This is a genomic window from Dysgonomonas sp. HDW5B (assembly GCF_011299335.1).
Classification (GTDB): Bacteria; Bacteroidota; Bacteroidia; order Bacteroidales; family Dysgonomonadaceae; genus Dysgonomonas_A.
In genome coordinates, this window is sequence record NZ_CP049858.1 from 2462491 (window position 1) to 2476042 (window position 13552).

The 13552-nt window shown below is 36.5% G+C and carries 11 protein-coding genes; 5 read left to right on the top strand and 6 right to left on the bottom strand.

What is annotated here, in order from left to right; all coding sequences use genetic code 11:
• Window positions 1–75: 75 nt before the first annotated feature.
• The 3 genes from G7051_RS10120 to G7051_RS10130 are packed head-to-tail and all read right to left on the bottom strand — an operon-like array spanning window position 76 to window position 1697.
• Window positions 76–903, bottom strand: coding sequence for an amidohydrolase (locus tag G7051_RS10120; RefSeq protein WP_255493183.1), 828 nt, complete (start codon window positions 901–903; stop codon window positions 76–78).
• Entirely contained in the window at window positions 854–1405 is a 552-nt protein-coding gene (locus G7051_RS10125) for a 1-acyl-sn-glycerol-3-phosphate acyltransferase (protein ID WP_166200006.1), read from the bottom strand. Before G7051_RS10125 ends, G7051_RS10120 begins: the two co-directional genes overlap by 50 nt.
• Before the next feature lie 10 nt (window positions 1406–1415).
• Entirely contained in the window at window positions 1416–1697 is a 282-nt protein-coding gene (locus G7051_RS10130; protein WP_166114604.1) for a hypothetical protein, read from the bottom strand.
• A gap of 372 nt (window positions 1698–2069) precedes the next feature.
• On the opposite strand from G7051_RS10130, the gene G7051_RS10135 reads away from it, so the two are divergent.
• The 3 genes from G7051_RS10135 (at window position 2070) to G7051_RS10145 (ending at window position 5997) form a co-directional block, all read left to right on the top strand.
• Window positions 2070–2429 (top strand): MarR family winged helix-turn-helix transcriptional regulator, encoded by a 360-nt coding sequence (locus G7051_RS10135; RefSeq protein ID WP_166200008.1) that lies wholly within the window; start codon window positions 2070–2072, stop codon window positions 2427–2429.
• Between the two features lie 159 nt (window positions 2430–2588).
• Window positions 2589–5036, top strand: coding sequence for an FAD-dependent oxidoreductase (locus G7051_RS10140; RefSeq protein ID WP_166200010.1), 2448 nt, complete (start codon window positions 2589–2591; stop codon window positions 5034–5036).
• A gap of 220 nt (window positions 5037–5256) precedes the next feature.
• Complete coding sequence (locus tag G7051_RS10145) at window positions 5257–5997, top strand: carbonic anhydrase (RefSeq protein ID WP_255493185.1); 741 nt, start codon at window positions 5257–5259, stop codon at window positions 5995–5997.
• A 60-nt stretch (window positions 5998–6057) separates the two neighbouring features.
• On the opposite strand, the gene G7051_RS10150 is transcribed toward G7051_RS10145, so the two are convergent.
• From G7051_RS10150 to G7051_RS10160, 3 genes are all read right to left on the bottom strand, one after another.
• Entirely contained in the window at window positions 6058–7449 is a 1392-nt protein-coding gene (locus G7051_RS10150) for an rRNA cytosine-C5-methyltransferase (RefSeq protein ID WP_166200012.1), read from the bottom strand.
• Between the two features lie 306 nt (window positions 7450–7755).
• Window positions 7756–9645 carry an ABC-F family ATP-binding cassette domain-containing protein gene (locus G7051_RS10155; protein ID WP_166200014.1) on the bottom strand — a complete coding sequence of 630 codons (1890 nt, stop codon included), beginning with the start codon at window positions 9643–9645 and terminating at the stop codon, window positions 7756–7758.
• A gap of 117 nt (window positions 9646–9762) precedes the next feature.
• The gene (locus G7051_RS10160) at window positions 9763–11811 is read right to left on the bottom strand and encodes a leucine-rich repeat domain-containing protein (RefSeq protein ID WP_166200016.1); all 2049 of its coding nucleotides are present in this window, start codon (window positions 11809–11811) and stop codon (window positions 9763–9765) included.
• 376 nt (window positions 11812–12187) lie between these two features.
• Here G7051_RS10160 and G7051_RS10165 point away from each other — a divergent pair, with 376 nt between their 5' ends.
• Entirely contained in the window at window positions 12188–12838 is a 651-nt protein-coding gene (locus G7051_RS10165) for an ABC transporter ATP-binding protein (RefSeq protein WP_166200018.1), read from the top strand.
• Between the two features lie 188 nt (window positions 12839–13026).
• A complete protein-coding gene (locus G7051_RS10170) occupies window positions 13027–13353 on the top strand; it encodes a hypothetical protein (protein WP_166114631.1) in 327 nt (108 codons plus the stop codon).
• The last annotated feature ends 199 nt before the right edge of the window (window positions 13354–13552 follow it).

Consider the following 13552-nt stretch of genomic DNA (forward strand, 5'->3'; position numbering starts at 1 on the left):
TTGATCTTGTTTACTGAGATTAAAAAGACATTTATTCTATAAAATATTAGTATGTTTTCTTATCTTGTTTTATCTTTAAATAAGAGTGAATTTATCTGCGTCTTTCCATACAGGAAATTTATTTCTAAATAAATTTAACTCTTCTTTCGAGATTTCAACAGTCTCTACTTCTTCAATAGCACTGTCTAAATAAACTTGTTTATTTCCTTTGTAATCGATTAATGCCGATTGTCCGATATATGAAAGTCCGATAGCATCTTTTCCTACACGGTTTACGCCGCAAACGTAGGCTTGATTCTCTAAAGCACGAGCTTCGAGTAGTACATTCCATACTCTACTTCTCGAATCGGGCCAGTTGGCTACATATATAAGCAAGTCATATTTATTATTTACATTACGTGCCCATACAGGAAATCGAAGATCATAACAAATCAAAAGGCAAATATTAAATCCTTTGTATTGTATGATACATTGTTTATCTCCTGCGGAGAAATGCCTGGATTCGTCACCCATTCTAAACAGATGTTTTTTGTCGTAAAATGTTGCTTCGGATGGTGTAATAAAAAATCCTCTGTTGTAGTATTCCTTATTATCGAGGGCAATAAAGCTTCCTGCTAAAGCAACATCATATTGTTTTGCCCATATTTGTAGTTTGTGGATTGTGTTTCCTTCGATTGTTTCTGCCAATAGATGGCTGTTCATCGAGAAACCTGTAGAAAACATTTCCGGAAGGACAATTAGGTCTGTCTTTCCGGTCAGTTCTGATATATATCTTTCAAGAGTTGCAAGATTGTACTCTTTGTCTTCCCATTTTATATCGGTTTGGAGAAGGCTTATTCTTAGTTTTGCATCTTCATTGTTCATTTCCTGATGAGAACTTTTCTTGGTGTTTGCCACTTGCATTCTTATAACGATCTTGTATTGCAGTGATATCTTTATCTGCATCTCTCGTAGGAGTGAAAACAGAATCGAAATACGCAGTTTTGTCTTTATAATCAAGTATTGCAATAACAATAGGCACATTGGCTGCTGTTGCAATATAGTAAAAGCCACGTTTCCAATCGTTATTTTTGCTGCGTGTACCTTCGGGTGTAATGGCTAATTGAAAATCATCACGACGAGAAAATTCCGAAGTCATTTGTTCGGTAAGCGATGTTTTCTTTGACCGGTCGACCGGTATTCCTCCCATTGCATTGAACAATAGATTCATCGGGAAGAAGAACCAGGTTTTCTTTATAAGAAAATAAGATTTTCGACCTAATGATAAATAGATCAATTTACCTAAAAGTAAGTCCCAATTGCTGGTATGTGGCGCAACACATATGATACATTTGGTGGGTAAGTCGGTAATTCCGACAATTTTCCATCCTATTTTTTTTAGGATGAAACTACTAAGCTTTTGCATATACCGAATGTCAGACTAATTTTTGAATTTCTAATCCAAATTTATTGACCTGAGCCTGTAAATCTTCTTTTACTTTTTTGTAATAAGCTTTAGTTCTGCTTTTAATTTCTTTTCCTTCAGATACGCTCAAACGATTAATCAGATCGGTATGTGCATCAGCTATTTTGAGAATAATCTCATCGGCTTTTTGGATGTTCGGACTGTGTGTAAATACTTTGTAAAATATGCAGTCGTTATATAATAACCCCATTGAGTTATTAATTAGTTTTTTTAGATCTCTTCTGCTGCTCATCTTGATGTTTTTAATTATTTGAATGTTTTTAATATTGTACTGACCGCTATAACTAGCAGTTGCAGTTTTACTTACCAAAAGAATAAAAAGGTTTAGTTCCTTAATATCGCTTTTGTAAATACTGCACAAAGGTAGTTAATTTAGAGGACGCATTCGAAGTATTTGTATTATTATTCCTTAATAGCTTGCTGTATAAGAGATCACAGAAAGAAAATAGGGAAGAAAAAGAGAGCACGTGATTCTTCTTAATATGTTTTCGTTCGATGTTTTAGTGGTATAATAGTAATTTTTTCATAAAAAAAATCATTTGTTTTTGTATTCTCAATATAAATGATTTACTTTGAAAATAATTTCTAATAGCAAATATGTTTAATGGAATCAATTTGTAAGTTAAAAGATATATATAAAGCTCTCTATAATTTCGAAAAAGAGTTTGCCGAAAAAAATGGCATCACTATCAATGAGGGGATGATACTTTGTTGTCTGAAAGATGGTAAACCTAAATCGGCCAATGAATTGTGTGAATTTGTAGGCTTGTCGAACTCACGCGTTTCTCGTGTTATAAATACAGTTGAAACAAAAGGGTATATAGTTCGTGCGATGGGGGCAGTCGATAAACGTCAAATGATATTTACATTAAGTGAATCGGGAAAAATTAAAGTTAAAGAAATGTTGAAACAAGAAATGGATTTTAAAGGATTGAGTGCGCAATTTTTAGCTTTAGCAGAATAAATAGATAGTTGATTTTTACGAGTTTTGATAGGTTATAATTGTTATGATTTTGAATACTCTGGTAAAAAGATCTGGTATCTTTGATGGAATTAAATTCCATTTTTATTTAATTATATTATTGTTAGTAGCAAATATGTTTAATAGTAAATTTAATATAAGATGAAAGTAGTTATTATAGGAGGAGTTGCAGGAGGAGCTACGGCGGCTGCGAGAATGAGAAGAGAAAGTGAAGATGCCCAGATTGTTTTATTCGAGCGGGGTGAATATGTATCGTATGCCAATTGTGGTTTGCCTTATTATATTGGTGGAACTATTAGCGAAAGAGACCGATTGTTTGTACAAACGGTAGAAGGTTTTGTGAACCGTTTCAATATTGATATACGGATTAAATCGGAAGTAACTGCTATTGATTTAAAAAGTAAAACGGTTGCGGTGCTGAATCGTTTAACCAATGAAAGCTATACTGAGAGCTATGACAAGTTAATAGTTTCAACAGGGGCTGAACCCATCAAACCACCGATGCCCGGAATCGATAATCCTAAGATATTTTCATTAAGAAACGTTCCCGATATGGATCATATAAAATCTTATATCGATCAGCATAATCCCAAGAGAGCAGTTGTTATAGGTGGTGGATTTATAGGCCTCGAAATGGTTGAAAACTTACAGGATGCGGGACTTGAAGTCTGCGTAATAGAACGAAGCAATCAAGTGATGACTCCTATCGACTTTTCGATGGCAAGCCTTGTACATCAGCATCTGAAGAGTAAGAAAGTCGGTTTGTTATTAGAGGAAGTAGTCGAAGGTTTCGAATCGAATGTAAATGAGATAAAGGTATTACTTGCAAGCAAAAAGGATATATCAGCTGATATGGTCATACTAAGTATTGGTGTGCGTCCTGAAGTACATTTGGCAAAAGAAGCAGGCTTGGAGTTGGGTTCGTTGGGAGGAATAAAGATTGACGATTATATGCAGACTTCTGATCCCGATGTATATGCTTTGGGTGATGCTGTCGAGGTTTTTAACCCCGTAATCGGCAAACATTCATTGATTCCTTTGGCAGGACCAGCCAATAAACAGGCACGTATAGTTGCAGATAATATATTGGAAGGCAATATTTATAAATATACTGGAACCATAGGTACTTCCATTGCTAAGGTATTTGATATGACCGTAGCAGCAACGGGAGCATCTTCTAAATTATTGGATCGGGAAAATATTGCACATTTATCTTCATTCACGCATGGTAATTCTCATGCAGGGTATTATCCGAATGCTTTGCCTTTATCGATAAAAATAAACTTTTCACCTGTTGACGGGAAATTGTTAGGGGCACAAATCGTAGGTTTTGACGGGGTCGATAAGCGAATCGATTTATTTGCTCAGGTTATTAAAAAAGGCGGTACTATCTATGATCTGATGGAAATTGAACATGCCTATGCTCCCCCTTATTCATCGGCTAAAGACCCTGTGAATATGGCCGGATTTGTAGCTGATAACATCTTGAAGAATAAAGTTAAGGTTATTCAATGGAGAGAACTGGATAAAGTAAGCAAGGACGAAATATCTGTTATCGATGTAAGAACAAGCGGAGAGTTTGAATTTGCCCATATCGAAGGTGCAATAAATATTCCTGTTGATGACCTTCGTTCGAGATTATCCGAAATACCTAAAAATAAAAAGGTCATACTGTATTGTGCTGTTGGACTACGTGGATATTTAGCCTCACGCATTTTGCATCAGCATGGTTATACCGATGTTTATAATCTGTCGGGTGGATACAAAACGTATTCGAATGCAACCGATATTCAATCAACAGGTGCAGCTTTTGAGAAAGCGACAACACCTGATAATACTCCCATTAAATCAGAATCAGAAATGAAAACAATAACTATAGATGCTTGCGGATTACAATGTCCGGGTCCGATAATGCAATTAAAAAAGAACTATGACCAAATAAATGCGGGTGACAGATTAGAGATAAAGGTAACCGATCAGGCATTTGGTGAAGACCTTAGCGGTTGGTGTCGCATGGTAGGTGCTAATCTGATCAGTATCAATAACACGGGAGGTGTTGTAACTGCCTGTGTCGAAAAATCGGAAAAGGCTCCGTCCTGTGAAATAGTTTCCACTCCAAAAGATAATAAAACGTTGATTGTTTTTAGCGATGATTTGGATAAGGCACTGGCTTCTTTTGTGATTGCCAATGGAGCATTGGCTTCGGGTAAAAAAGTGAGTATATTCTTTACGTTCTGGGGATTGAATGTAATCAAGAAAACAAATAAGCCTGCCGTGAAAAAAGATTTCTTAGGCAAGATGTTTGGAATGATGCTTCCTTCGAGCAGTAACCACCTGGGATTGTCAAAAATGAATATGGGAGGCTTGGGAAGTAAGATGATGCGCTATATTATGAAAGAGAAAAAAATAGATACGCTTGAAAGCTTGATGCAACAAGCCATTGATAATGGTATCGAACTTATCGCTTGCTCTATGTCTATGGATGTAATGGGAATCAAGCAGGAAGAACTAATGGATAATATTACTATCGGTGGTGTTGCTGCTTATCTGGACAGAGCCGAGAATGCAAATGTGAATTTATTTATATAATATCGGGCGAAAGGCTTCTTGAAAAGAGATCAAGTTTTTTGAAAAATAAAGGACGACTTTTAATTGTAAATTAGATACATTTTTTACTTTTACGCTCAATTTAGGTAAACGCTTATTGTAAGTAGTTGAAGGTGTTTTATGATGTGTTTCATAGCTGTAATTCATCTGGTTACTACTTGCAATAGCAATAAATAGCTCTTTGGGCTTAATATCAATTTTTATGAAATCTTTCTCTTTTTATTCTACTACAGGGATCATCTTATCCATGCTGTTATGTGGCACTGTAGTATCTTCTCAAAATTCAACTTTTAATCCCGATCGTAAAGTTGAGATGATTGTAGAAACGTCTCCATCTAAAGCCACCGAATCATTGCAGATTCTAAAAGATGGTAACAAGCGTTTTCTTTCGGGTGTGTCTACGCATGAGCGTCAGGATCAGGAGAGGATAAAAGACTTATCCAAAGGACAGAACCCCAAATGTATTATCGTGAGTTGTTCCGATTCACGTGTACCACCCGAAATTGTATTCGATCAGGGTTTAGGTGATATATTTTCGATACGTACAGCCGGTAATGTCATGAGCGATTATGAAGAAGGCAGTATCGAATATGCAGTTGAGCATTTACATACTCCCTTGGTTGTGGTAATGGGGCATTTAGGATGCGGAGCTATTCAGGCCTTATTGGATCATGCGGAAGATTTAGATGGTGATTTGGAAAAATCGGCTGATCATGTGTCTAAGATTATCCGTAAATTGAAAAGCGAGGAAGAAGAGCAGGAGGTGCTTAAAACTGCAGGTAAGAATTCTAACTTAGCAGTTGTAGCCAATGTTATGAATGGTGTAAAACAATTAAGAGAATCTGATCCTATATTAGAAGAAGCCTATCATAAAGGAGAAATCAATATTGTGGGCGCTGTCTATCATATCGAATCAGGAGAGGTAGAGTTTCTTGACTTTTAAATATAAGGTCACAGACTTTTTTATTATAGAAAGAGTTAGCTGTTTAAGCTAACTCTTTTTTTATATAAGTACATCTATAATTTCAGTGGGCTGATAAGTTGTCCTTATCCTCCATTCATTGGGATAAAGGTTGTTGGCTCGGTTGCCTATGTTTTTAATGAATCCTAAGGGTACATGTTTGTAAGTCAGAAGTATATATCCTTTGGGTTGGTTTTCAAATACTAAAGCTTCCTTTCTCAGATAAGAAATGGCAGTTTCTCTGTCTATATCGTGCAGTGTAAACGCATCTTTATTGATCCGGTTAGACATTGCCAGAGAATGTTGCGGTAAGAAATCTTTCCCCTTGAATTCTCCCATATAGATTCCGGCTGATACCAGTTTCAGTTGGGAGCTAACCTGTAAAAAAGCTTCGTATTGTTTCTCAGGAAACGCAAACCACAATCCGTTCTTATCGAAAAAAGTATATTCTTCGTGTCGAGAAATATACTTCTTATATTCTAGAGCCAACGTCTGGGGTTTTGTTGTATTCTGTTTTTTATTTCGTTTGTTGGATGATAGATTCTCGAAGGTTACATTTCCTTTCTTTTGTATGGCTGCCAAAAAGAAGCCTTCTCCCTTTACTTTATGGGGAAAGAAGTGATGTGCCAACACTTCATTATTATATGCCTGCGAGATATTCCAGTTAGCATCAGTTTCTATAGGTAATATTTCAGCATCAAAATTATCGAGTATCCAGTTTATATTTTCCTCGTTTTCCAGCTTGTTGTAAGTACAGGTGCTGTATATAAGTATTCCTTCGGGTTTCAATGCATCCCATACATCGGCTACAATACGTTGCTGACGTTCTTTGCACAACTGCACATTTGCAGGCGACCATTCTTCCACTGCATGCGGATCTTTCCGAAACATACCTTCGCCCGAGCAAGGAGCATCAATCAGGATAGCATCAAAAAAAGAAGGAAGCTTATTACCGATATCTGACGGATCGTTATTGGTAACAATTACATTCGGATACCCCAATTTTGTCATATTCTCCGAAAGAATAAAGGATCTGGACTTTATGACCTCATTCGATACCAACAGACTATCTTCTGATATAAGACTTGCTATATGAGAAGATTTACCACCCGGAGCAGCACATAGATCGAGTACTTTAATATCATCATTCAGATATTGTTTAAATACCTGTTCTATAAACATAGAGGATGCCTCCTGTACATAGTATGCACCTGCATGAAAAAGAGGGTCGAATGTAAACGATGGACGCTTTGCGAGATAATAACCCGTTTCGCACCAAAGAACCCTTTCTGACTGAATGAGTAAACCCTTAGCTTTTGCCGGATTAATACGGATACTTGTGGGCGATTCTTGTTCGAGTGCCTGCTCGAAATCTATCCACTCTTCTTGGAGTAAAGGCTGTGTGTAAGAAACAAACTTTTCAGATAACTGCATCTATGCCGAAAAAAGGTCTCAGACCTGTTTAAAATTATTTTTTCGGGCATAAAAATAATTATTTCTCTTTATTCTGAAAAGTAATTTATTTATAAATGTGATAATTAAGTTCACATAACTATTTATTGCTTTGGTTGTAGGGGTGAACCTGTGTGTCCACCTATTTTGGACAGACACATTGATCTGCCCCTAGCAATAAAGATATATCATTAACTATTTTCTTTTACTTAGATTGTTTTTTATAAACCAAAATAGGAGAGTATTGGTATACTCCCCTATAAAAAACAGAAAAAAAGATCTGTGACTTTATATCAATTCGCTGAGTTCAATCCAGCGCAACGTTTTCTCTTCTATTTCATTTATCAACTCGCTGATGCGATTCGACTTGCTCAAAAGAGCTTCGGATGATAAGTTTGAATCGGATAATTCGTTTTCTAATTTCGTTTTCTCCTCTTCTAACTTGGGAATAAGAGCATCTAATTCTTCGAATTCGCGTTTGTCTTTATAAGATACTTTTTTCTTCTCTTCTTTTTTAGGAGCTTCAATCTTTGGTTTTTCCTCTTTAATTTCTTTTACCTTTTCGGCTTGGGCAGCTTCTTTTGCTATTAATTCCTGTACCTCTTTCCACTCGCGATATAGGGTATAGTTACCCGGGAAATCTTTTATCTGAGCATTACCGGAGAATGCCAACAGGTGATCGACCACTTTGTCCATAAAGTAACGGTCGTGAGATACAACAATAACACATCCCTTGAAACTTTGCAGATACTCTTCCAAAATGTTCAGAGTCATGATGTCCAAGTCATTTGTTGGCTCATCCAGAACAAGGAAGTTTGGATTCTTTATCAATACAGTACATAAATAGAGGCGGCGTTTTTCTCCACCTGATAATTTATATACGAAGTTGTGTTGTTTTTCGGGTGGAAATAAAAAGTGTTGCAAAAACTGTGAAGCAGTAAGACGGTTGCCATTACCCAAGTCGATAACTTCGGCTATGTTTTGCACAACGTCCAATACCTTCATCTGATCATCGAACTGCAATCCATCCTGACTATAATATCCGAAGTTAACGGTTTCGCCTACATCAAATTCGCCTTTGTCGGGTAGGGCATCGCCAATCAACATCTTGATGAAAGTCGATTTTCCTGTACCGTTGTTTCCTACAATACCCATTTTTTCGTATCGGGCGAATACGTAATTAAAATCTTCGAGGATTTTCAAGTCGCCGAATGATTTGTATATATGTTTAGCTTCGAATATCTTGTTTCCGATATACGAGCCTTTCATTTGTAATTGTACATTGCCCAGATCACGTTCCTTTTCCGCTTTTTTCTCCAGATCGTAATACGCATCTATACGCGATTTCGCTTTTGTACCCCTTGCTCTGGGTTGCTTACGCATCCATTCAAGTTCTTTGCGGAGCAGGTTGTTGGCTCTGTCTATTTCACTATTCTGACTACTTACTCTTTCTTGTCTTTTCTCTAAATAATACGAGTAATTGCCTTTGTACTGAAACAGTTGCTTTTGATCTATCTCGATAATTTCCGAACAAACTCTATCTAAGAAATAACGGTCGTGAGTAACCATCAAAAGACTGAGGCGAGAGCGTTGAAGATACTCTTCGAGCCACTCCGTCATATCTAAGTCAAGGTGATTGGTAGGCTCATCCAATATAATCAGTTCGGGTTCGGTAATCAATACGTTTGCTAATGCAACCCGTTTTAGCTGACCTCCCGAAAGTTCGGATATTTTCTGGTCGAAGTTGCGAATCTTTAATTGAGATAAGATTTGTTTGGCTCTTTGCTCGTAATCCCATGCTTTCAACATATCCATACGCTGTAGGATATCATCCAGATTCGAATGGTCTTCCAACTCCATTGCTTTCTCGTATTCGGCAATAACATCAGTTACATCCGTCCCCGATTGAAAACAGGCATCGAGTACAGTTAGATGACCCGGATATTGAGGGTCTTGTTCCAGATATGCTACTCTTAAGTCACGTCGAAATACTACGGAACCCGAATCATACGATTCTTTTCCTGTTAATATATTGAGTAGGGTTGTTTTTCCTGTTCCGTTTTTGGCAAGTAGGCCAATCCGTTGTCCTTCGGCAATCCCAAATGACAAATCGCTGAATAATACTAAATCACCAAAGCTTTTGGTAAGCTGATCTACTTGAAGGTAGGATATCGCCATTTTTTGTTCTTTCTCTTTTTTTTGTTACAAGTTGTTAGTAAATAAGCAGACAAGCTTGTTTACTTGTATGCTCGTCAACTCATCAACTTTCTGTGGGGCAAAGGTATGAAAAATAAGCTATTCTTGCTTTTTTTCGGGAGCTTCTATCGAAACCTTATACCGAAGTGTGAGTTTTGGAAAAGTATCGTTTGTCATTCTACAGGTAAGATTTACCCCTGCAAATGATTCGGGCACAACATATATACCATCCTTTCCGTCAAATAGAATTTCCTCGCCGCTTTCATACCAACGGTATTGAGTCTCCTTCCCATTTTTAAGAAATTCGCTGCTAAGGTCTATTGTTTCTCCACATTTAACTGTTCCTCCGTCGATGATTGTTTGTGGTGAATAAGTATAATTACGCAGGAATGTATATTCCGAAAAATTGAGAGTCGAAAAACATAAAGCATTATTCGAACAATTCATTTTAAAGAAAAAGCTTCTGTCGGTACTCAAATGAGTTAAGTTATTATTCGAACAATCGAGATAAAGTAAGCGGTGATTTAGTGGAAGGTTGATGTCATCCAGAGAATTATTGGAACAGTCCAGCATATTTAATTGCAGGCTATTACTCAAGTCTATTGTCGTGAGACTATTTGCCGAGCATGTAAGTACTGTCAGTTCTTGATTGTTGCTAACATCTAAATCGGTTAGTTCATTATCATCGCAATGCAGTTCTGTTAAGTTCTTGCATTTAGTAATATTCAATGATTCGATCGTATTTATAGAACAATCCAAAAACTTTAAAAGCGTGTTGTTGCTTAAATCCAACTCTTTTAATTGGTTTTCGGAGCATGATAGTTCGGCAAGTACGCTATTTTTAGACAAGTCGAGTTTATCTAAACTGTTAATCGAGCAATTCAACTTCTCTAGTTTGAGAAGAGGTATTACATCCAAAGTTTTGATCTCATTCGAATCGCAACTTAAGACTGTAATAGCAGGATTACTTTCCAGTTTCAGAGATATGATTTTATTAGACCGACAATCGAGTTTCGACAAATATATATTCTCCGATAGGTTAAGATGATTGAGGGTATTGGATGAACAATCGAGCGAAAGCAGTTCATGATTGTTTGTAATATCGAGTTCTCCCAATTTGTTGTTGGAACAGTATAATTCCATCAGCAGATTGTTTTGAGAAACATCAAGTATTGAAAGGGGATTATTTGAAATTTTAAGCAATTGAAGTTTGGTGTTCCGGGATAAATCAAAAGCTGATATAGAATTCTTATTACAATCGAGAATGTTGAGTTCTTTCAACGTAAGTAAATCTAAATTCTGAAGCTTATTATCAGAGCAGGATAGTATGGACAGAGCCGAAGTTGCTCCGAAAGATATATTTTCCAACTGATTCTTGTCACATGCCAAATGAAATAGACCGGGATTCGATTGCAGATCAAGCGTGGTCAGTTTATTTTCAGAGCAATCCACGTTTTCCAGCAATGTATTTTTCGAAAGATTTAGTGTGGTCAGATAATTAGCATAACAAGCCAGTTCTGTTAGTTTTTTATTATTGGATATATCTAAAGTTTCCAATTGATTCCAATGGACTTCAAGGTGTTTAAGTTCTTGATTTCTGGATAGGTCTATTTCTTTTAATCCATTATAGCTACAATTCAGATTCTCAATCTGCTTGTTATTTCTGATATTAAGAGAAGTTAGTCCGTTTCCTGAGACATTAAGATCGATAAGTGATTTGTTGTTTAATAGAGATAGGCTGTCAATTTCATTTGACGAAATATTCAAATGTTGTAGCAGTTTATTTCTTTGAATATCTATATTCGAAATATGATTGTGGGTACAGGTAAGAGAGCGAAGTTCTGCAAAATATCCAAAGTTGAAACTTCCGGCTAAATTAACACTTGTCCAGTCTATTGCAGTTACTCGTTTGGGCAGCTTATCGTTCCATTCCAAGCCACTTAGTTTCTTGATCCATTCGTCCGAAGTCTCCCAGTTGACAGTATCCTGCCTATTCAAGCCTAACTGTTCAAGGTTAAGGCTATCCCTTACCATAGACGCTTGTCTGAGTATTTGCATCAGTCCTTCTTTATCATCCTTGTGATAGGTTTGTGCATTTGCATACATGTACACTAGGCTGAATAGGATAAGAACAAATACTTTTTTCATTTATTTATAGAGAGGTGTCAGACCTTTTTTATTACTTAGATGAGTATAAATACTTACTCTTTCTTTAATTTATAGACAGTGTGATTATTGAATACCTATATTCTTTACAAAAATAGTAACAAAAGTTTAATATCAATAATTGCAAGTCTTTAAAGGCACATTTAAGTAAAAGAAAATAGTTAATGATATATCTTTATTGCTAGGGGCAGACCTATGTGTCTGTCCTAAATAGGTGAACACACAGGTTCACCCCCTATAGCCAAAACAATAAAAAGTTCTGCAAGCTTAATATTTTTGTCGATTTAGTCGATTTGATAACGAACCTGTCAATTTATTTCTAATTTTGTTTATAATTAAGGATGAAAGAATTCGATATATGATAGAAGTACAGAATGTAACCAAAAGTTACGGGCAATTGCAAGTCCTTAAAGGTATAAATTTGCATGTAAACCCAAGTGAAATTGTATCTATTGTGGGAGCAAGCGGGGCAGGCAAAACGACTTTGCTACAGATAATAGGTACTCTCGATAAGGCTGATTCGGGAACTGTTATCATCAATGGGCAAAAAGTTACCGGATTAAATGATACCGGCGTTTCTGATTTCAGAAACCGCAACGTTGGGTTTGTCTTTCAGTTTCACCAGTTATTACCCGAATTTACAGCTCTCGAAAATGTAATGATTCCTGCGTTAATTGGTAGAGCCAAAGAGTGGGAAGCCAAGAAAAAAGCAAAAGAGTTACTTGAGTTATTGGGGCTGTCCTCGCGATTGGAACATAAGCCGAATGAACTTTCGGGTGGCGAAAAACAGCGTGTAGCGGTGGCTCGTGCATTGATTAATAATCCTTCGGTCATATTAGCCGACGAACCATCGGGTAGTCTCGATACTGAAAATAAAATAGAACTCCACAAACTGTTTTTTGATTTACGTGATCAGTTCGGACAAACGTTTGTAATTGTAACGCATGATGAGGAGTTGGCGAAGATAACAGATCGTACTATCCACATGAAAGACGGATTAATTTTATAGGAATACACCTTCTTTTGATACTCTGATAATCAATCCGAAGAAGTTAGATGATTATAATTTTTATATAGTGATAGATACTTTTGATAAAGAACTTAATCTGAAAATTGAAGTTCTATTGGTATTTATATTATATATTTGTTGAATATTTAGGTTAAAACAGAAATCTGAACAATCAAGTGAAAGTGAAAATGATAAGCAGGCAGAGAATTGCCTCGTTATTTATAATCGCCTTCTTCGGTGTAATACTGATGAAGCCGGTTCACTTTTTGTTTGTTGATCACGAATCGCATTATACGACACATCCTCATGCTGATGGAAAATCAGCAGCCCTTCATCAGGATTGCGATATCTGTCTTTTCATGTTTCAGGCATTTACTCCGCAGCAGTTTGCCGAGCTGCAACACTATTTTGATATTTCTTTTGCTGAAATTATACAGGCCGATGTTCAAACGTGGGCTTATCAGTTTTTACCTCAAATTTCCCTTCGTGCCCCTCCGGTAGAAGGTCTTTGTTAAGGTCTCAGACCTCTCTGTTGCTTTTATGTAAAGGTGAACTTATTTGTTCTCCATATGGGATAGACGTATAGTTCTGTTCCTGTAGAATACATATATCAATAGATATTCCACATTGTTTAAAATCAAGTTATTCTAATTATTACATCAAGGTTTCAAGTTTGCTTGTCTCTTTGGTATAATTGTATGATGCAGAGAAAAT

Coding starts and splice junctions, on each gene's coding strand:
- G7051_RS10120 (WP_255493183.1), bottom strand. CDS start 903: ATGCAAGTGGCAAACACCAAGAAAAGTTCTCATCAGGAAATGAACAAT.
- G7051_RS10140 (WP_166200010.1), top strand. CDS start 2,589: ATGAAAGTAGTTATTATAGGAGGAGTTGCAGGAGGAGCTACGGCGGCT.
- G7051_RS10135 (WP_166200008.1), top strand. CDS start 2,070: ATGGAATCAATTTGTAAGTTAAAAGATATATATAAAGCTCTCTATAAT.
- G7051_RS10165 (WP_166200018.1), top strand. CDS start 12,188: ATGATAGAAGTACAGAATGTAACCAAAAGTTACGGGCAATTGCAAGTC.
- G7051_RS10125 (WP_166200006.1), bottom strand. CDS start 1,405: ATGCAAAAGCTTAGTAGTTTCATCCTAAAAAAAATAGGATGGAAAATT.
- G7051_RS10155 (WP_166200014.1), bottom strand. CDS start 9,645: ATGGCGATATCCTACCTTCAAGTAGATCAGCTTACCAAAAGCTTTGGT.
- G7051_RS10170 (WP_166114631.1), top strand. CDS start 13,027: ATGATAAGCAGGCAGAGAATTGCCTCGTTATTTATAATCGCCTTCTTC.
- G7051_RS10130 (WP_166114604.1), bottom strand. CDS start 1,697: ATGAGCAGCAGAAGAGATCTAAAAAAACTAATTAATAACTCAATGGGG.
- G7051_RS10145 (WP_255493185.1), top strand. CDS start 5,257: ATGAAATCTTTCTCTTTTTATTCTACTACAGGGATCATCTTATCCATG.
- G7051_RS10150 (WP_166200012.1), bottom strand. CDS start 7,449: ATGCAGTTATCTGAAAAGTTTGTTTCTTACACACAGCCTTTACTCCAA.
- G7051_RS10160 (WP_166200016.1), bottom strand. CDS start 11,811: ATGAAAAAAGTATTTGTTCTTATCCTATTCAGCCTAGTGTACATGTAT.